The 18,415-nt window shown below is 60.8% G+C and carries 15 protein-coding genes; 7 read left to right on the top strand and 8 right to left on the bottom strand.

Annotated features, from left to right (window positions below):
• Positions 1–110: 110 nt before the first annotated feature.
• On the top strand, positions 111–953 hold the full coding sequence (gene xdhC, locus AACU78_RS13445) for a xanthine dehydrogenase accessory protein XdhC (protein WP_106576319.1): 843 nt from the start codon (positions 111–113) through the stop codon (positions 951–953).
• 7 nt (positions 954–960) lie between these two features.
• The gene (gene guaD, locus AACU78_RS13440) at positions 961–2,265 is read left to right on the top strand and encodes a guanine deaminase (RefSeq protein ID WP_106576710.1); all 1,305 of its coding nucleotides are present in this window, start codon (positions 961–963) and stop codon (positions 2,263–2,265) included.
• A gap of 126 nt (positions 2,266–2,391) precedes the next feature.
• Here the strand turns inward: guaD and AACU78_RS13435 are convergent, their stop codons facing one another.
• The gene (locus tag AACU78_RS13435; RefSeq protein WP_017134778.1) at positions 2,392–3,156 is read right to left on the bottom strand and encodes a GntR family transcriptional regulator; all 765 of its coding nucleotides are present in this window, start codon (positions 3,154–3,156) and stop codon (positions 2,392–2,394) included.
• Between the two features lie 226 nt (positions 3,157–3,382).
• Here AACU78_RS13435 and AACU78_RS13430 point away from each other — a divergent pair, with 226 nt between their 5' ends.
• Complete coding sequence (locus tag AACU78_RS13430) at positions 3,383–4,573, top strand: benzoate/H(+) symporter BenE family transporter (RefSeq protein WP_106576318.1); 1,191 nt, start codon at positions 3,383–3,385, stop codon at positions 4,571–4,573.
• 36 nt (positions 4,574–4,609) lie between these two features.
• Here AACU78_RS13430 and AACU78_RS13425 read toward each other — a convergent pair whose 3' ends face one another.
• Complete coding sequence (locus AACU78_RS13425; protein ID WP_003193255.1) at positions 4,610–4,954, bottom strand: YggL family protein; 345 nt, start codon at positions 4,952–4,954, stop codon at positions 4,610–4,612.
• A 236-nt stretch (positions 4,955–5,190) separates the two neighbouring features.
• Between AACU78_RS13425 and dacB the strand changes: the two genes are divergently transcribed.
• Positions 5,191–6,651 carry a D-alanyl-D-alanine carboxypeptidase/D-alanyl-D-alanine endopeptidase gene (gene dacB / locus AACU78_RS13420; protein WP_106576317.1) on the top strand — a complete coding sequence of 487 codons (1,461 nt, stop codon included), beginning with the start codon at positions 5,191–5,193 and terminating at the stop codon, positions 6,649–6,651.
• 138 nt (positions 6,652–6,789) lie between these two features.
• On the opposite strand, the gene AACU78_RS13415 is transcribed toward dacB, so the two are convergent.
• Positions 6,790–9,174 carry a sensor domain-containing diguanylate cyclase gene (locus AACU78_RS13415; RefSeq protein ID WP_106576316.1) on the bottom strand — a complete coding sequence of 795 codons (2,385 nt, stop codon included), beginning with the start codon at positions 9,172–9,174 and terminating at the stop codon, positions 6,790–6,792.
• A gap of 150 nt (positions 9,175–9,324) precedes the next feature.
• Complete coding sequence (rlmKL, locus tag AACU78_RS13410) at positions 9,325–11,589, bottom strand: bifunctional 23S rRNA (guanine(2069)-N(7))-methyltransferase RlmK/23S rRNA (guanine(2445)-N(2))-methyltransferase RlmL (RefSeq protein ID WP_106576315.1); 2,265 nt, start codon at positions 11,587–11,589, stop codon at positions 9,325–9,327.
• A 532-nt stretch (positions 11,590–12,121) separates the two neighbouring features.
• Here rlmKL and rmf point away from each other — a divergent pair.
• Positions 12,122–12,337 (top strand): ribosome modulation factor, encoded by a 216-nt coding sequence (gene rmf, locus AACU78_RS13405; protein WP_002553055.1) that lies wholly within the window; start codon positions 12,122–12,124, stop codon positions 12,335–12,337.
• A gap of 182 nt (positions 12,338–12,519) precedes the next feature.
• Here the strand turns inward: rmf and AACU78_RS13400 are convergent, their stop codons facing one another.
• From AACU78_RS13400 to sctC, 4 genes are all read right to left on the bottom strand, one after another.
• Positions 12,520–13,545, bottom strand: a complete 1,026-nt coding sequence (locus tag AACU78_RS13400; RefSeq protein WP_106576314.1) for a quinone-dependent dihydroorotate dehydrogenase — start codon at positions 13,543–13,545, stop codon at positions 12,520–12,522.
• A gap of 86 nt (positions 13,546–13,631) precedes the next feature.
• Entirely contained in the window at positions 13,632–14,087 is a 456-nt protein-coding gene (locus tag AACU78_RS13395) for a transglycosylase SLT domain-containing protein (protein WP_106576313.1), read from the bottom strand.
• Positions 14,080–14,481: a winged helix-turn-helix domain-containing protein gene (locus tag AACU78_RS13390; RefSeq protein ID WP_106576312.1), complete on the bottom strand. Its 402-nt coding sequence runs from the start codon at positions 14,479–14,481 to the stop codon at positions 14,080–14,082. The genes AACU78_RS13395 and AACU78_RS13390 overlap by 8 nt, the downstream gene beginning before the upstream one ends.
• Before the next feature lie 202 nt (positions 14,482–14,683).
• Entirely contained in the window at positions 14,684–16,162 is a 1,479-nt protein-coding gene (sctC, locus tag AACU78_RS13385; protein ID WP_106576311.1) for a type III secretion system outer membrane ring subunit SctC, read from the bottom strand.
• 259 nt (positions 16,163–16,421) lie between these two features.
• Between sctC and AACU78_RS13380 the strand changes: the two genes are divergently transcribed.
• The gene (locus AACU78_RS13380; protein WP_106576310.1) at positions 16,422–17,648 is read left to right on the top strand and encodes a CmpA/NrtA family ABC transporter substrate-binding protein; all 1,227 of its coding nucleotides are present in this window, start codon (positions 16,422–16,424) and stop codon (positions 17,646–17,648) included.
• A gap of 13 nt (positions 17,649–17,661) precedes the next feature.
• A complete protein-coding gene (locus AACU78_RS13375) occupies positions 17,662–18,237 on the top strand; it encodes an ANTAR domain-containing response regulator (protein ID WP_083357333.1) in 576 nt (191 codons plus the stop codon).
• Positions 18,238–18,415 lie beyond the last annotated feature (178 nt).

The raw sequence follows: 18,415 nt of genomic DNA, 5'->3' as shown, positions 1-18,415 counted from the left end.
TGCTGCCATCGCAGGCAAGCCAGCTCCCACATTTGATGGTGTTCACACATCAAAATGTGGGAGAGGGCTTGCCCCCGATAGCGGCCTGACAGACGCCACAAGAGGTGACTATGAACAACTGGATCAGCGCCCTCGCCGACCTGCAGAACCAGGGTGAACCCTGCGTGCTGGTGACCATCATCGAAGAGCTCGGCTCCACGCCGCGCAATGCCGGCTCGAAGATGGTGATCAGCGCCGCGCAGACCTTCGACACCATTGGTGGCGGGCACCTGGAATACAAGGCGATGCAGATCGCCCGCGACATGCTCGTGCGCGGCCAGCAAAACACCCATCTGGAGCGCTTCAGCCTTGGTGCAAGCCTGGGCCAGTGCTGCGGCGGTGTGACGGTGCTGCTGTTCGAACCCATGGGCCAGGTGCAGGCGCACATTGCAGTGTTCGGCGCCGGCCATGTCGGCCGCGCCTTGGTGCCGCTGTTGGCAAGCCTGCCGTGCCGAGTGCGCTGGATCGATTCCCGCGACCAGGAGTTTCCGGAACACATTCCCCAGGGCGTGCGTAAAATCGTCAGCGAGGAGCCAGTCGACGAAATTGCCGACCTGCCAGTGGGCAGTTACTGCATCGTCATGACACACAATCACGCGCTGGACCTGGAACTGACCGCCGCGCTGCTCAAACGCAACGACTTTGCCTACTTCGGCCTGATCGGCTCGAAAACCAAACGGGTCAAGTTCGAACACCGCCTGCGTGATCGCGGCTTCGACACCGCGCAACTGCAACGCATGCGCTGCCCGATGGGCCTCACCGAGGTGAAGGGCAAACTGCCGGTGGAGATCGCCATCTCCATCGCCGGCGAAATCATCGCCACCTATAACGCCAATTTCGGCCAGCACACCGCGAGCGCCGAACCCATTGCCAAACTGCTGCCGGCCTCGCGCCGCAGCCAAGCTATCAATTGAGATGAACATGCCTTTGACTCGCAAAGCCTACCGTGCCGCCATCCTGCACAGCATCGCCGACCCTGCTGAAGTGGGGATCGAAGCTTCCTATGAGTATTTCGAAGACGGCCTGCTGGTGATCGATAACGGCCAGATCAGCGCCCTGGGCCACGCCAGTGATTTGCTCCCGACACTGCCCGCCGATATCGACATTACTCATTATCAGGATGCGCTGATCACGCCAGGCCTGATCGACACCCATATCCACCTGCCGCAAACCGGCATGGTCGGCGCCTATGGCGAGCAGTTACTGGATTGGCTCAACACCTACACCTTCCCGTGCGAAAGCCAGTTCGCCGACAAGGCTCACGCCGAAGAAGTCGCGGATATCTTCATCAAGGAACTGCTGCGCAACGGCACGACCACGGCGCTGGTGTTCGGCAGCGTGCACCCGCAATCAGTCAATTCATTCTTTGAAGCGGCCGAAAAACTCGACCTGCGCATGATCGCCGGCAAGGTGATGATGGACCGCAACGCGCCGGACTATCTGACCGACACCGCCGAATCCGGCTACCGGGAAAGCAAGGCGCTGATCGAACGCTGGCACGGCAAGGGCCGTTTGCACTATGCGGTCACGCCACGTTTTGCCCCGACCAGCACCCCGGAGCAACTGACGCTGGCCGGGCAACTGCTGGGCGAATACCCAGACCTGTACATGCAGACGCACATCAGTGAAAACCTGCAGGAAGTGGCATGGGTAAAAGAGCTGTTCCCGGAGCGCAAGGGCTACCTGGACGTGTATGACCACTACAAATTGCTGGGTGAGCGCTCGGTGTTTGCCCACGGCGTGCACCTGTGTGATGACGAGTGCGCACGGTTGGCGGAGACGGGTTCGGCGGTGGCGTTCTGCCCGACGTCGAACTTCTTCCTCGGCAGTGGGTTGTTCAACTTGCCGATGGCCGAAAAGCACAAATTGAATGTCGGCTTGGGCACCGACGTGGGCGGCGGTACCAGCTTCTCGCTGCTGCAAACGTTGAACGAAGCCTACAAGGTCATGCAGTTGCAGGGCGCGCGGTTGAGCCCGTTCAAGTCGCTGTACCTGGCCACTTTGGGCGGCGCGCGGGCGCTGCGTCTGGAAGACAAGATCGGCACGTTGCAGCCGGGTACCGATGCGGACTTTTTGGTGCTGGATTACAACGCCACGCCGCTGCTCAGCTATCGCTTGAAGCAGGCCAATAACATTGCCGAAACGCTGTTTGTGTTGATGACGCTGGGGGATGATCGGGCGGTTCTGCAGACCTACGCAGCCGGCAATCTCGTGCACCAACGCTGATCTAACAAACGCCACAAAACAAATGTGGGAGCGGGCTTGCTCGCGAATGCGGTGTGTCAGTCAACAGATACTTAGACTGAACCACCGCCTTCGCGAGCAAGCCCGCTCCCACATTTTTGATCGGGTTTACAGTTTTACGGACGAGCGACCCGGCTTTTTCGTCTGCAACAAATGCGAGAACACCGCATGCAAATCATCCGACGCGCTTTCCTCATCGAGGTTGAGCTTGCTGTCGATGTGATCCATGTGGTGCATCATCAGGTTCACCGCCAACGTTGCATCGCGTGCTTCGATCGCATCGATCAGCTGCGTGTGCTCATCGTAGGAACAGTGCGAGCGGTTGCCGCTTTCGTACTGGGCGATGATCAACGAGGTCTGCGACACCAGGCTGCGCTGAAAGCTGATCAGCGGCGCGTTCTTCGCCGCCTCGGCCAGCTTGAGGTGGAATTCGCCGGAGAGGCGGATACCGGCACCGCGGTCGCCGCGGGAGAAACTGTCACGCTCGTCGTTGACCATCTGGCGCAGCTCGGCCAGCTGTTCGGCCGTGGCGTGCTGCACTGCCAATTCCGTGATCGCCCGTTCGACCAGACGCCGGGCCAGGAACACCTGGCGCGCTTCTTCTACACTCGGGCTCGCCACCACCGCACCACGATTGGGCCGCAGCAGTACCACACCTTCATGGGCCAAACGCGAGAGCGCGCGGCGAATGATGGTGCGGCTGACGCCGAAGATTTCGCCCAGTGCCTCTTCACTCAACTTGGTTCCGGGCGCCAGGCGTTGTTCAAGGATGGCCTCGAAGATATGCGCGTAGACAATATCGTCCTGGGTTCCGCTGCGACCGGCCTTGCCGGCTCGCGGTTGTTTCTTGAGAGGTTGCAACTGTTCGTTCATGGGCACTCGGGTTTGGAGAACGGCGGCGAATTAACGGTAATACGGCAAGCGCGGGTTGCTGGCAAGTATCACCTAAAAACAGGGCACATTGTACACAACCCAATGCGCCAACACACTGTACGGCTGTTTGCTGCGTTGGCTGTATTGCAACGAGTAGTTCCGTTTGAGTTTAGGCTTGAATCTGCGCCTTCACCGGCAAATACCCAGGTAAAAGGAACGCCTCTCCATGAACGACGCCACCCAAGCGCCTTTGCGCCCGTTGGCCGACACTTCTGCGTCGGCCGTCGTCGCCGGCTTCATTGCCATGATGACCGGCTACACCAGCTCGCTGGTCCTGATGTTCCAGGCCGGACAAGCCGCCGGGTTGACCACGGCGCAGATTTCTTCGTGGATCTGGGCCATCTCCATCGGCATGGCGGTGTGCAGCATCGGCCTGTCCTTGCGCTATCGCACGCCCATCACCATTGCTTGGTCCACACCCGGCGCGGCGTTGTTGATCACCAGCCTGGGCGGCGTAAGTTACGGCGAGGCCATTGGTGCCTACATCACCTGCGCCGTACTGGTGACGCTGTGCGGGCTGACCGGCAGCTTCGAGAAACTGGTCAAGCGCATCCCGGCGTCGCTGGCGGCGGCCTTGCTGGCGGGGATTCTGTTCAAGATCGGCAGCGAGATTTTCGTCGCCGCGCAGCATCGCACCGGCCTGGTCCTGGGGATGTTTTTCACGTACCTGATCATCAAGCGCCTGTCGCCCCGCTATGCTGTACTCGCCGCGCTGGTGCTCGGCACTGTGCTGTCGGGGCTGATGGGGTTGCTGGATTTCAGTGGCTTTCACCTGGAAGTGGCAACGCCGGTATGGACCACGCCGCATTTCTCGCTGGCGGCGACCATCAGTATCGGCATCCCGCTGTTCGTGGTGGCGATGACTTCGCAGAACATGCCCGGCGTGGCCGTGTTGCGCGCCGACGGCTACACCGTGCCCGCCTCGCCTTTGATCACCGCAACCGGCCTGGCCTCGCTGGTGCTCGCGCCCTTCGGCTCCCACGGCATCAACCTGGCGGCCATCAGCGCGGCCATCTGCACCGGGCCGCATGCCCATGAAGATCGCAACAAGCGCTATACCGCTGCGGTGTGGTGCGGCGTGTTCTACGGGATTGCCGGGGTATTTGGCGCGACCTTGGCGGCACTCTTCGCAGCATTGCCAAAGGAACTGGTGCTGTCGATTGCAGCGTTGGCGTTGTTTGGCTCGATCATCAACGGCTTGAGCATCGCCATGAATGAGCCGAAGGAACGCGAAGCGGCGCTGATCACCTTTATGGTCACCGCGTCAGGCTTGACGTTGTTTTCCATCGGTTCGGCGTTCTGGGGGATTGTGGCGGGGGTGTTGACGCTGCTGATTCTGAACGGGCGCAAGGCATAAAAAAACGGCGACCCGAAGGTCGCCGTTTTTTCAGTATCACTTAGCCGCGTTGATCGGCTTTTCCGGATACCACACGTCCAGCAACGGGCTGACTTCAGCCTTGGTCAGCTCGGAACGGGTTTTCAGCCAGGCTTCAACGGCAGCACGCTGCTCTTCGGAGACCGAGCCACGCTTCTGCAGGCAAACCAGACCGTAGTCATCGCCGCCGACATAGCCCAGACCGTTGGCTTCCATGGCTTCTTTGATGAATGCTTCGAGGAAAGCGTCGATAGCTTCTTCACTCAGGCCTTCGTTGAAGTCCAGGTTCAGTTCGAAACCCAGCTCTTGAAATTCATCAACGCACAGTTTTTTGCGCAGACGCTGGGAACGGTTAGTCGCCATTGGAACAATCCTCATAAGTAATAACGGGCGGCACTTTAGCAGTTTAAGGCAAGGATTGCCCGACTCTCTGGGACAGGCGGCTATCTGTCTGCAAAAAAACGCGCAATACCAGCTATCGTTCAGCTACAACTGGATCCACCTTGGGGCATAATGCCGACACTTTCGTGACCAATGAGGGATTTTCTTCCATACCCCTCGCCTTTTTCACCCTTCTCAGCAGTAGGGTTTTATTCCTTATGATCAAATCTTTTCGTTGCGTGTTATTGGCCGGCTTTCTTCTTCCACTGGCCTTCTCCGCCGCTGCCGCCCCAATCAACAACACCCTGCCACCCAACGTTGCGCAGGCCCTGCAGAAAGCCAAGCTACAAAATACCGCGTTGTCGCTGGTGATGCTGCCCCTCACCGGCCCCGGTACCCCTACCGTGTTCAACGCCGACGTGTCGGTGAACCCGGCCTCCACCATGAAGCTGGTCACCACTTACGCGGCCCTGGAAATGCTCGGCCCCAACCATCAGTGGAAGACCGAGTTCTACACCGACGGCACGCTCAGCGGTGGCGTCCTGCACGGCAACCTCTACCTCAAGGGCGGCGGCGACCCCAAGCTGAACATGGAAAAACTCTGGCTGCTGATGCGCGACCTGCGTGCCAATGGCGTGCAGCAAGTGACCGGCGACCTGGTGCTCGACCGCAGCTTCTTCAACCAGCCGCAATTGCCCGAATTCAATGACGACGGTAATGACGAGAACAAGCCGTTCCTGGTCAAGCCCGACGCCCTGCTGGTCAACCTCAAGGCCCTGCGCTTCGTGACCCGCAACGATTCGGGCCGCGTGATCGTATCGGTCGAGCCGCCGATTGCCAGCATTCGCATCGACAACCAGGTGAAAGTCTCCAACGCCAAGCAATGCACCGGCGACGTGCGCTACAGCCCGGTCACCGCCGCCGACGGCAGTGTCACCGTGACGGTCAGCGGCCAACTGGGCGATGGCTGCAGTTCGCAGACTTACCTGTCGCTGCTCGACCACGCCACCTACACCGCCGGCGCTGTGCGTGCGATCTGGCAGGAATTGGGCGGCACCATCCAGGGCCGCGATATCCAGGCGCCCGTGCCCAAGGATGCCAAAGTACTCGCCCGTGCCTTCTCGCCGGACCTGGCGGAAATCATCCGCGACATCAACAAATACAGTAACAACACCATGGCCCAGCAGCTGTTCCTGAGCCTGGGCGCGCAATTTCGCAACGATGCCGACGGCGACGACGCCAAGGCTGCGCAACGTGTGGTCCGTCAGTGGCTGGCGAAGAAGGGCATCACCGCGCCGCACCTCGTCATGGAGAACGGCTCCGGCCTGTCGCGCGCCGAACGTGTCAGCGCCCGCGAGATGGCGGCCATGCTGCAAGCCGCCTGGAAAAGCCCGTACGCGGCGGAATACATCAGCTCGCTGCCGATTGCCGGCACCGACGGCACCATGCGTAAACGCCTGAAGACCACCGCCATGCGCGGCGAAGCCCACGTCAAGACTGGCACCCTGAACACCGTGCGTGCCATCGCCGGGTTCAGCCGCGACAACAATGGCAACACCTGGGTGGTGGTGGCGATCCTCAACGATTCGAAACCGTGGGGCGCCTCATCAGTGCTGGACCAGGTGCTGCTGGACCTGTATCGCCAGCCGAAGCTGGCGGCGGCTGCGCCGGTGCTCTAAAAGGCAACACAGATCAAATGTGGGAGCGGGGTTGCCTGTGATAGCGGTGCATAAGTCTCCAATTCGCTGACTGACACGCTGCAATCGCAGGCAAGCCATCTCCCACATGAATGCGCGACGTCTGGAAAAACCTGTCAATCAAGCCCTAAGTCGCTCGGCCTCCACCCGGTCCCTGCCCGCCTGCTTGGCCACATACACCGCCGAGTCCGCCCGCAGCAGCAGCCCATCAATGCCCTCGTCGATCCGCCAGCTGGCCACACCGAAGCTGGCAGTCACGATGCCCACCGTGTCCATCGGCGCACTGCGCAACGACTGCCACAACTCCATCGCCAGGCTGTACGCCTGCTCGCAATCAGTGTGCGGGCACAGCACCACGAACTCTTCGCCGCCCAGTCGGCAAAACACATCCGTGCGCCGCAGGCGCTGACTGATGCGCTTGCACACCTCCTGCAAAACCCCATCGCCTACCGCGTGACCGTACTGGTCGTTGATGCGCTTGAAGTGGTCGATATCCAGCATGATCAACGACAGCGCCCCACAGGCGCGGTTGAGCCTGAGCATCTCGGCCTTGAGGCGATCCTGGAAATAACGCCGGTTATGAATGCCCGTCAGCGAATCGGTGATGGACAGCGCGCGCAGCTCTTCCTCTACCCGCTTGAGGTCGGAAATATCCGACACGTAGCCATGCCACAGCGTACCGCCGCCCGGCAGTTCTTCAGGCGTGGCTTCGCCGCGAATCCAGCGCAGCCCGCGTTGTGGCAACAGCACGCGGTACTCTTCGCGCCAATGGCTCAGCTGCAACGCCGACAAGCGTATCGACAGGCGGACCCGCTCGACGTCCTGGGGATGAATGCGTTCGAAGACCTTGCCCGCGTCCTGGTGCAACACGCCGGTTTCGATTTCATAAATGTCGCGCATGCCATCGCTGGCATAGATGAAACGCCCGTTGCCCTTGGGCTCCAGGGTGAACTGGAAGATCCCGCCGGGCACATGGGCACTGAGTTTTTTCAGCAAACGATCGCGCGCCGCCAACGCCTCGTAGGCGCGTTTCTGCTCGGTGACATCCAGGTAAATCGCCAGATGCCCGATCCACAGGCCATGGTCATCCAGCAATACGGTGCCGAGCATGTTCACCGTCAAGGGGCTGCCATTTTCGCGTAACAGGGTCCACTCGCGCGCCTGGTGCAGGTGGTCCGGGCTCTCCACCAGCATCGCCTGGCTTGGCGGGATACGCTTGCCCATGGCCGCGCTCAAACGGGTGGCGCGCGCCTCGAGTTCAGCGGCCAGGTGCAGGCTTTCCAGGGTCATGCGCCCCAGCACCTGGTCGGATGTGTACCCCAGCATTTGCTCGGCCCCGGCATTGAACGTGTTGATTACCCCGCGCAGGTCAGTGGCGATGATCGCGACTTGGGTGGCCGCATTCAGCACGCTGCGCAATTGCCCGTGCGCACCGCGCAACTCCTGTTCACGCAGGCGCAACTGCACGGTGCGCTGCTCCACCAGTTTCAGCGCGCGCTGGCGTTGGCTGACCACCACATACAACAAGGCACTGAGCAGCAAGCTGAGCAACCCGCCCATGGTCAGGATGGTGCTCATCGAGGAATGGTTGGCCTGATCGAAGACCTGGCTGGCACGCAACGTGAGGGCATACACATGGTCGCCCAGGGTCAGACGGCGCGCGGCGCTAAGGTCGCTGGCGCCCACCGCATTGCTGGAGGCATACAGCACGCGCTGCTGGGTGTCGGAGGTATCGACGATCTGCATCACCAGGTTGTCGCGGTTCGGCTTGGGCAAACCGTCGGCCACCAGCTGTCGCATGCTGATCACCGCCATCACAAAGCCGCTGGGCTCGGCCTCAGCCAGCTTGCTCACCGGCGCCACCAGCAAAACCCCGGCCGCATAGGCTGGCTCCACACCCACCAATTGCATCGGCTGGGATACCGCGGGCGCACCGCTTTTTTGCGCACGCTCAAGAACCGAGCGTCGAAGCGGCTGGGCCAACAGGTCGAAACCGAGCGGCGAGCCCAGCAGGCTTTGGGTTTGGCTATACAACACCGGCACGTATTCATCGCGCTCGGCGGCAGGCGCCAACTCCCCTGACGAATTCAGTTCACGGATGGCAAAGGGCGTGCCGCGCTGGCGCGAGATCTCCTGTTCAAACGGCTTGCGCTGATCGCGAAAAATCCGCGGTGCCCAGGCATAGGCGCGGGCGCGCAACAGCAAGGGTTGAGCAAACCCATCGAACTCGGCGCGGGACACGTCACTTGAGTTGACGAAGAAGCGCTGCAGGCTGGCCAGGCGTTGCTCCTGGTCTTCGAAGCGCTCCTGCAGGCGGCTGTAGCGTTCATTGACCAGCAGCTGAAAACGCTGGCGAACCTGTTGCTGATAGAGATCGGCGGCGGCCCAGGCAACAATCACCGTCAGCGCGCAACCTGCCAATAACACCACCAATGCCACCAGCCAAGCCGACGCCTGCTCACTGATAAAGCCTAGGATTTTGGGGCGTACGGCATGCATCGGCATAGGCAACACTCACAACGCCAGCGTGCGGGGCTGTCACTTTGGCTAGGGCTTAAGTTATAGCCATGAGGCCACTGTTTGACCAGCGCAAAAAAGCCGCAAGCCCGGAATACGCCAGGCTTGCGGCTTTTTTGTTCCAACTGTGTGCAGCAATCAGCGCGCGGTGATTTTCCACGCCCGGTGAATCTTCGCGTTACGTGCAAAATCCGGGTCGAGGGTCTTGTCGCTGATCTCCTCGACCGCATAGCGTTCGCTGAGGTTGCCCTCGAGCACGAACTTGCGGAAGTTGTTCGAGAAGTACAACACGCCGCCCGGTGCCAGACGCGCCATGGCCAGGTCGAGCAACTGCACGTGGTCACGTTGCACGTCGAAGATGCCTTCCATGCGCTTGGAGTTGGAGAAGGTCGGCGGATCAATGAAGATCAAGTCGAACTCATCGCGGCTGGCTTCCAGCCACGCCATGACGTCGCCCTGCTCCAGACGGTTCTTGTCGGAGAAACCGTTGAGCGAGAAGTTGCGACGTGCCCAGTCCAGGTAGGTCTTGGACAAGTCAACGCTGGTGGTGCTGCGCGCACCACCCTTGGCCGCGTGCACACTGGCGGTAGCGGTGTAGCAATACAGGTTGAGGAAGCGCTTGCCGGCCGCCTCCTTCTGGATGCGCATGCGCATCGGGCGGTGGTCGAGGAACAGGCCGGTGTCCAGGTAATCGGTGAGGTTGACCAGCAGCTTCACGCCGCCTTCGTTGACCTCGGTGAACTTGCCCTGGGCACTCTGGCGCTCGTACTGCTTGGTGCCGCTTTGACGCTCGCGGCGCTTGACCACCACGCGGCTCTTGTCGACGTTCAGCGCCTGGGGAATCGCGGCCAGGGCGTCAAACATCCGGGCGGAAGCTTTTTCCGGGTCGATGGATTTCGGCGCGGCGTATTCCTGCACGTGCACCCAGTCGTGGTAGAGGTCGATGGCCATGGAGTATTCCGGCATATCGGCGTCGTACACACGGTAGCAGTCCACGCCTTCGCGCTTGGCCCACTTGCCCAGCTGCTTGAGGTTTTTCTGCAGGCGGTTGGCGAACATTTGCCCGCCTTCGCTCAGGCGCGCCTGCTCAACCACCGGGGCCGGGGCTGGCTTGATCGGGTTACCGTTCTTGTTGTACTGGCGTTCTACCGGCTCGGTCGGGGCCTGATCGTAAGCGGCTTGCTCACGTTCGGCCTGACGCTGTTCCGGGGTGCGGCGCTCGCCAGTGACGAACTGGTCCGGGTTAACCTTGATCAGCAGCAGTTTGCACGGCAAGGCGCCGTTCCAGAACGAATACTGTTTGTGGCTGCGGATGCCCATGCGCTTGCCCAGGTCCGGCGCGCCGGTGAACACCGCCGCTTCCCAACCCATGCAGGCCTGACGCAGACGCTCGCCGAGGTTCTGGTAGAGATACAACAGACTGGCTTCGTCACCCAAACGCTCGCCGTACGGCGGGTTGCAGATCACCAGGCCTTTCTGGTTCTGGTCCGGGCGCGGCTCGAAAGTGCCGACTTCGCCCTGGTACACCTTGATCCAGTGGCTCAAGCCGGCGCGCTCGATGTTATTGCGCGCAGGTTGAATCAAGCGTGGGTCGGCTTCATAGCCTCGCACCCACAACGGCGGCTTGTTCATGCCGATGGCAGCCCGCTCGGTCGCTTCGGTGTGCAGCTTCTTCCACAGCGCCGGAACGTGGCCGAGCCACGTGGTGAAGCCCCACAGTTCGCGATTGAGGTTGGGGGCCATGTCGGCGGCGATCATCGCGCCTTCGACCAGGAAGGTACCCACGCCACACATCGGGTCCGTCAGCGCGCCGCCTTCGGCCGCAATGCGTGGCCAGCCGGCGCGAATCAAAATCGCCGCCGCCAGGTTTTCCTTCAACGGTGCCGCGCCCTGCTGCAGGCGGTAACCGCGCTGGTGCAGGCTGTGGCCCGACAGGTCGAGCGAAAGGATCGCTTCGCCGCGGTCCAGGCGCAGGTGAATACGCAGGTCCGGGTTGATCTTGTCGATGGAGGGGCGTTCGCCGGTCGGGGTGCGCAGTTTGTCGACAATCGCATCCTTGACCTTCAGCGCGCCGAAGTGAGTGTTGTCGATGCCCGAACCATGGCCGCTGAATTCCACCGCCAGGGTGCCATCCGGGACCATGTGGTCGGCCCATTCGATGTCCAGCACGCCATGGTAAAGGTCTTCAGCGTCCTTCATCGGGAAGCGCTTGAGCACCAGCAACACTCGGTTGGCCAGGCGCGACCAGAGGCACAAGCGGTAGGCGGTTTCCATGTCGGCCATGCCGCGCACGGCCGAGGTGTGCTCGCGTGCGTCCTCAAGGCCAAGCCCGACGGCTTCCTCGATCAGCAGGCCTTCGAGGCCCTTGGGGCAAGTGAGGAAGAGTTCAAAACGGTCCGACATGGGGCATTCCAGGCTTTTCAGCAATAAATGAACAGGCGACGCATCGCCGGCTCGGTTTTTAATCAAGCACTTTTCTCGAAGAGTGCTCGCGTGGCACGAATGTGCCGTCCCACCCCGGCTGCCGGGCCTTTGGGCCAGAATTTCCGGGGCAGAGAAATAATTGATTGCAACAAAAAGAAATATTCCGACCCTTCGTCGAATAATAACCGACTGCAACGGGCGGACATTCTCACTAAAGGATTAAACCCATCCTCTATGCAGGGCACATCATAGCTGGCTTTGCCCAATAAAAGGGGCGAAAAGCCATCCCAGCTTATGGCTATAGCATCGTTATCGTTACGTGCTTATGACAAAACGATCATTGAATCCATGTGACCTATTGGTTAGAACTCAACACAGGTTGGCGCCGTAACGACGCCGACACATTGGCTCGCCACGCCGGCAGCGAGCCCACCAACGGCAGAAAAACTCTGCCCGGCCTCAGACGAGGCCGAAGGATATCAAGACAGTCAACAAGTGAGGGAAACACCCTATGAGAAGACTTAAGCGTGATCCGTTGGAAAGAGCATTTTTACGCGGATATCAATATGGCGTTCATGGCAAATCCCGTGAGCTTTGCCCATTTACTCTACCGTCGGTACGCCAAGCCTGGATCAACGGCTGGCGAGAAGGACGCGGCGACAACTGGGACGGTATGACTGGCACTGCGGGAATCCACAGACTCAACGAACTTCACGCCGTCGGCTAACACAGGGCACTTAATCCGACACACCACCTTGAATATGTAACGACTTAACCACGCACGCCCCATCAGGGCGGCGGGCTTCGGCCCAGGGGCTCCTTTAGGGAGCCCTTTTTATTGCTCCGACGGCGACATGGCCTACGCACTCACAGGTGTACTTTTGGCCTGCCATCGCCAACAAGCCGGGCCTACCTTTTTGGCAAAGCCGCTATCGCATCCACCGACTCGCGAATCAGCGACGGTCCCTTATAGATAAAACCGGAATACAACTGCACCAGGCTTGCACCGGCGGCGATCTTCTCGGCCGCGTGCTTGCCTTCGGTGATGCCGCCCACGGCGATGATCGGCAAGCGCCCGGCCAACTCAGCCGCCAGCACCTTGACGATGTGAGTGCTTTTGTCGCGCACTGGTGCGCCCGACAGCCCACCCGCTTCATCACCATGCGCCAGCCCTTCGACACCCACACGGCTGAGGGTGGTGTTGGTGGCGATCACCGCATCCATGCCCGAATCCACCAGCGCCTGAGCGACCAGCACGGTTTCTTCATCGCTCATGTCCGGCGCAATCTTGATGGCCAACGGCACACGTTTGCCATGACGTACGGCCAGGTCTTCCTGGCGCTGACGCAAGGCTTCGAGCAGTTGCTTGAGCGAATCACCGAACTGCAGGCTACGCAGACCCGGCGTATTCGGTGAGCTGACGTTGACGGTGACGTAGCTGGCGTGGGCGTAGACCTTGTCCAGGCAAATCAGGTAATCATCGACGGCGCGCTCTACGGGCGTGTCGAAGTTCTTGCCGATATTGATGCCGAGGATGCCCTTGTATTTCGCGGCTTGAACCCGTGACAGCAGATGATCGACGCCCAGGTTGTTAAAGCCCATGCGATTGATGATCGCCTCGGCTTCCGGCAGGCGGAAGATCCGGGGTTTTGGGTTGCCCGGTTGCGGGCGTGGCGTCACGGTGCCAATTTCGACAAAACCGAAACCCAGTTGCGCAAACCCGTCGATGGCCGCGCCGTTCTTGTCGAGGCCGGCAGCCAGCCCGACCGGGTTGGGGAAGTCGAGTCCCATCACCGATACCGGCATTTTTGCCGGTGCCTTGCATACCAGGCCATTGAGCCCCAGACGACCACCGGCACCGATCAGGTCCAGGGACAGATCGTGGGAGGTTTCCGGAGAGAGTTTGAACAACAGCTGGCGGGCCAGGGTATACATGGGCGGGCTAGACTCGGATGGCGGCGAAAGGTGGCGCCGATTATAGCCGGGGTGGCGCGCCAGGTGCGAGGTGCGCCGTCCAATCGTCAATGACGTTGTGCCACCAACGCCTCATACCGCGCCCATATTTTTTCTGCGTAACGCAAACGCAACGCTTCACGCTCAGGTGCTGCGCCGGCGTTGTAGGAGCCCACGGCTGTCCAGTTGTAACCGAAACGCTGGACAAACCCGGCAAGAATCGAAGCGCCCACCTCGACCGACAAACAGGGCTCACTCAACAACCTCTCTTCGGTAATGCCCTGCTTGGCCAGGCGAGGCAAGTGCATGCTGTTGATCTGCATCAGGCCAATATCCCGGGAGCCATCGCTGTTGAGCGCGTTCACGGCGTGCGCACGGTAACCCGATTCCACGGCGGCGATGGCCTGCAAAAGCTCAGGTTCGAGGTCATAGCGGCTAGCCACCTCTTCCCAGCAATCGGCCCAGGCCTGATGGCTGCCCATCAACAGGCTCAACACCAACGCTTTGCCCAATCGATTAATCATGTGTCACCTGCCCACAAGCCGAGCAGATGCGTTGCACGCGCCCTGGCCCCGTCTGGAGAATTGCGCGCTGCTCGGCTTTCACGGCACAGGTAAAGCGATACCCCCTGCCGTAAATTGTTTTGATAAAGCCCTTGTCCTTCTTAAGCTGCTTGCGCAATGCGTAGATACAGCGCGTCAGCGATTCCTCTGCCACCTCCCCTCGGGGCCAGACCAACTCAAGCAGACGATCCTTGGTCATCAATGCTCCGTCAGACGCCAACAGCAGCCGCAGCACGTGCCACTCCTTGGGCGGCAACTGAATATCCGCGCCCTCGCCGATCAATCGGCCATCGCCCTGCAAGGTCCACCCGGCAAACACCCAGGCAGCCGTCAGCCCATCATTCACGAGGGTCATGCACACCTCTGCACCCGACTACTGACATTGAATTCCTTGTTTCCAGAAACGGCCGATACGCCAACATCACGACTATAAAAACCTGAGCCGCGAACAACGTTAGGAAAAAGCCCATGTAATCGAGGCTTTCGGCGGGCGCCACGTAGGACTTTTCGCAGTCGCCGACCACAAAGCGTTTCAGGGCTCTGACCAACGGGTTATGTCACTCAAGGACTTCACGGCTTTCGCGCACAAACGCACGCTGTACGCGCTCAGATTGGCTAGGGGTCAGCGGCGGCGGGCCGACAGCACCGGCCAACATCCGCGGCTCACTGCCGACCGCCCGCGCCTGGATCACAAAGAGCCGTACCTGCGCGCGTCGACCATGGCGGGGCGCCTCGCCCTCACGGTGGAAACCACCCAGCCACAAGCGTCTGCCTTGAGGTACACGCACCACAGAGCTGACGGCCATTCGCCCCACCGCCCCTGCCGAGCCTGGCTTGAATTGGCTGTCCATCTGACGGCCATCCTCAAGGTTCACCAGCATCTCGATCTGATGCGCTCCGGCAAAGCGCGGGAGCACACTGGCTTCAACGCCATAACGCACGGGCTGCCAATCACCCTTATCGTCGCCAGGCCGTGGCAGGTAAAACGTATGGTTATCCTGGAAAACCGCAGGCACGTTTTCCTGGGTAAGGATGATGGGAAACGCGACGACCCTGGCCTTGCGTCGGCGCTCCAGCACACCGAGCTGTGCCATCAAGCGGTTGTCTTCCAAAGGTTCCAGTACGCGCGTCACGAAAGCCCCGGTATCGGTTTGCTGAGCCCAGGCTGCGCCCATCTTGGCGAATTCACTGCGCTCCACATCCACTTGCCACAGCGACACCTCAATCGGCCGCTTGGGCTTGTCGAGCTCCGCCACCAGTTCCTCGAGCACCTTCACCTGGGCAGGTTTGCCCTTGATCAACAGGCTGTTTGAATCCGGATAGGCCATCACCACCAGGCTCTTGTCGGCCAGTAAACCCGGGGGGCGTTGCGTGTCGTTCTTTTGCTCGCTGGCCAGCACGGCTTCGATCATCGAGGCCATACCCGGAAGGTTGACCTGGTCGTCGCCCATCGAATACGTGCGATCCGCCACGTGGGTGTTGTACACCTGCACCACGCCGAAGGTTTGTGCGCCGACGCGTACCTCAGTGCGCTGCTTGTCCATCAATTGAGTCAGGTGCAATACCTGGTCGACATAGTTAGGTGGCCCGGACACATAGAACATTCGCCCGCCGCTTTCCCTCAGGGGAAAACGCGATTCATCGAGCCCGGAACGGCGCATGAACCCGCGCAGCCTGTCGACCGAGATATGCCGCAGCGCTACTGCCGAGCTTTTTGCTTCACCGGCGTCGTACAGGTACAGCACCTGCCCGTCGCTATACCAGATCAGGCCTTGCTGCTCGGCGACTGTTTCCAGCGTGTGCTGCGCCGCCCCCAGGTCGAATCGGCCGGTGATGGTTTTACGCGCCACCTCGCGGCTGACAACGACAGGCAAGCCCAAGGGCACCGACAGCGCGGTAAAAAAGGTATGCAGGCTTTCATCCCGCGCCTGATAGCTATCCCCCAGGGCGCACGCGTTTGCCAACAGCAATGCACCGCCCACCAGCCAACGGCATAACCTGCGGTAACGGCTCATGGTTGGGGAATTGATAGACACCGTGGATGTTCCTCGCCGCCTGGCGCAAAGAGGCGGCCATACTGGAAGGCGGCTGAGTTTCAATCTTGATGGAAAGCTGACGGCGGACTGCGCCTGGATCTCCGTGGCATGTGCCTTGCTACGGGCTCTGTATCAAAGCCTGCACCAACGTCGGAGCAGGCTTACGGACAATGGCGTCGTTTCCCTGCAATGACTTGCGCTGCCACCCGCGCAACCCTCAAGGGTTACGACGCTTTTTTTTGAGCAAAGGTGAGTGTTGATGAACGATTCGGTCGGCAACAACCCGGTGAACCATTCGCTGGCCTGGGTAAACGGCAGTGACGCCCCGGAAAAGAGCAGCCTCGACCTGGGCTTCATGGCACTGACCGATTGCGCCTCGCTGGTGGTCGCCGCCACCCAGGGTTTCGCGCAACCCTACGGCCTGACGCTGAACCTCAAGCGCCAATCGTCCTGGGCCAACCTGCGCGACAAACTGGTCAGCGGCGAACTGGATGCTGCCCATAGCCTCTATGGGCTGATCTATGCCGTGCACCTGGGCATCGGTGGCGTAGCGCCGACCGACATGGCCGTTCTGATGGGGCTCAACCAGAACGGGCAGAGCATCAACCTGTCCCACGGCCTGCAACAGCAAGGCGTGATCACTCCTGAGGCACTGGACCGCCACGTGCACCAAAGCCGCACAAAACTGACCTTTGCACAGACATTTCCCACAGGCACTCACGCCATGTGGCTGTATTACTGGCTGGCGAGCCAAGGCATTCATCCGTTGCACGACGTCGACAGCGTGGTGGTACCGCCGCCGCAGATGGTCGCGCACCTGCAAGCCGGGCGCATCGACGGGTTCTGTGTCGGCGAGCCCTGGTGTGCCAGCGCGGTCAAGCAAAACCAGGGGTTCACCCTGGCGACCACCCAGGCGATCTGGCCGAATCATCCGGAAAAGGTTCTAGGTTGCACCCAGGCGTTTGTCGATCAATACCCGAACACTGCGCGCATCCTGGTGATGGCGATTCTCGAGGCCAGCCGCTTTATCGAGCAAAGCCAGGAAAACCGCCGCTCCACCGCACAATTACTCAGTGCTCGCGACTACCTCGATGCACCGCTCGACTGCATCGAGCCACGCCTGCTGGGTGCTTATGACGACGGCCTCGGCCACCAGTGGCAAGACCCACATGCCCTGCGGTTTTTCGGCGATGGCGAGGTGAACCTGCCGTACCTTTGCGACGGCATGTGGTTCATGACCCAGTTTCGGCGCTGGGGCTTGCTGCGCGAAGATCCGGACTACCTGGGCGTGGCCCGCCACGTGCAGCAACTGGCTTTATACCGTCAGGCCGCTGCCGCCGTCGGCGTCAATGCAAACGCAGCGGACATGCGCAGCAGCCAACTGATCGACGGCAAAATCTGGGACGGCTCCGACCCCGCCGCCTACGCGCGCAGCTTTCGACTGCACGCCATGGCAGACCACTCCAGCCACCAAGCGCAGCGCTGACAGGACGACCTTTATGTTACGCATCCTGTTGATCAACGATACGCCGCGCAAGGTCGGGCGCCTCAAGGCCGCATTGATCGAAGCCGGGTTCGAGGTGATCGATGAGTCCGGCCTGACCATCGACCTGCCCGCGCGCGTCGAAACGGTGCGCCCGGACGTGATCCTGATCGATACCGAGTCACCTGGCCGAGATGTAATGGAGCAGGTGGTACTGGTCAGCCGCGATCAGCCCCGGCCAATCGTGATGTTTACCGACGAGCACGACCCGAACGTGATGCGCCAGGCCATCAAATCCGGGGTCAGCGCTTATATCGTCGAAGGCATTCAGGCCCAGCGCCTGCAGCCGATTCTGGACGTGGCCATGGCCCGTTTTGAAAGCGATCAGGCCTTGCGCGCCCAGCTCCAGGCGCGCGACCAGCAACTGGCCGAGCGTAAACGCATCGAGCTGGCCAAAGGCATGCTGATGAAAATGAAGCATTGCAACGAGGAAGAGGCCTACACCCTGATGCGCCGCCAAGCCATGAGCCGCCAACAGAAACTGATCCAGGTGGCGGAGCAGATTATCGCCATGAGCGAGTTGCTCGGCTGATCTGGCGCAGCTCTTGCTAAGCATTCACCACAGGTAACCAACGGCGGTTGCCCCTTCCACGACAAAGACGTCGCACATCCGGTTTGCCCTCGCGAGCCCGGTGGCGGCGTTTTTTCGTTTTGGCCCCAGAGCCTGGGGCCGGTGGGGTGGCCTTTAGCCGGCGGCCCCATCACTTGGC

The organism is Pseudomonas sp. R9.37 (genome assembly GCF_963878885.1).
Taxonomy (GTDB): Bacteria; Pseudomonadota; Gammaproteobacteria; order Pseudomonadales; family Pseudomonadaceae; genus Aquipseudomonas.
This window is presented reverse-complemented; position numbering and strand designations above follow the sequence as displayed.

Bases quoted from the DNA above. Each gene is read 5' to 3' on its own strand.
- AACU78_RS13415 (WP_106576316.1), bottom strand. From the start codon at position 9,174: ATGCCGATGCATGCCGTACGCCCCAAAATCCTAGGCTTTATCAGTGAG.
- dacB (WP_106576317.1), top strand. From the start codon at position 5,191: ATGATCAAATCTTTTCGTTGCGTGTTATTGGCCGGCTTTCTTCTTCCA.
- rlmKL (WP_106576315.1), bottom strand. From the start codon at position 11,589: ATGTCGGACCGTTTTGAACTCTTCCTCACTTGCCCCAAGGGCCTCGAA.
- guaD (WP_106576710.1), top strand. From the start codon at position 961: ATGCCTTTGACTCGCAAAGCCTACCGTGCCGCCATCCTGCACAGCATC.
- AACU78_RS13380 (WP_106576310.1), top strand. From the start codon at position 16,422: ATGAACGATTCGGTCGGCAACAACCCGGTGAACCATTCGCTGGCCTGG.
- AACU78_RS13395 (WP_106576313.1), bottom strand. From the start codon at position 14,087: ATGATTAATCGATTGGGCAAAGCGTTGGTGTTGAGCCTGTTGATGGGC.
- AACU78_RS13400 (WP_106576314.1), bottom strand. From the start codon at position 13,545: ATGTATACCCTGGCCCGCCAGCTGTTGTTCAAACTCTCTCCGGAAACC.
- rmf (WP_002553055.1), top strand. From the start codon at position 12,122: ATGAGAAGACTTAAGCGTGATCCGTTGGAAAGAGCATTTTTACGCGGA.
- AACU78_RS13425 (WP_003193255.1), bottom strand. From the start codon at position 4,954: ATGGCGACTAACCGTTCCCAGCGTCTGCGCAAAAAACTGTGCGTTGAT.
- AACU78_RS13430 (WP_106576318.1), top strand. From the start codon at position 3,383: ATGAACGACGCCACCCAAGCGCCTTTGCGCCCGTTGGCCGACACTTCT.
- AACU78_RS13390 (WP_106576312.1), bottom strand. From the start codon at position 14,481: ATGACCCTCGTGAATGATGGGCTGACGGCTGCCTGGGTGTTTGCCGGG.
- xdhC (WP_106576319.1), top strand. From the start codon at position 111: ATGAACAACTGGATCAGCGCCCTCGCCGACCTGCAGAACCAGGGTGAA.
- AACU78_RS13375 (WP_083357333.1), top strand. From the start codon at position 17,662: ATGTTACGCATCCTGTTGATCAACGATACGCCGCGCAAGGTCGGGCGC.
- AACU78_RS13435 (WP_017134778.1), bottom strand. From the start codon at position 3,156: ATGAACGAACAGTTGCAACCTCTCAAGAAACAACCGCGAGCCGGCAAG.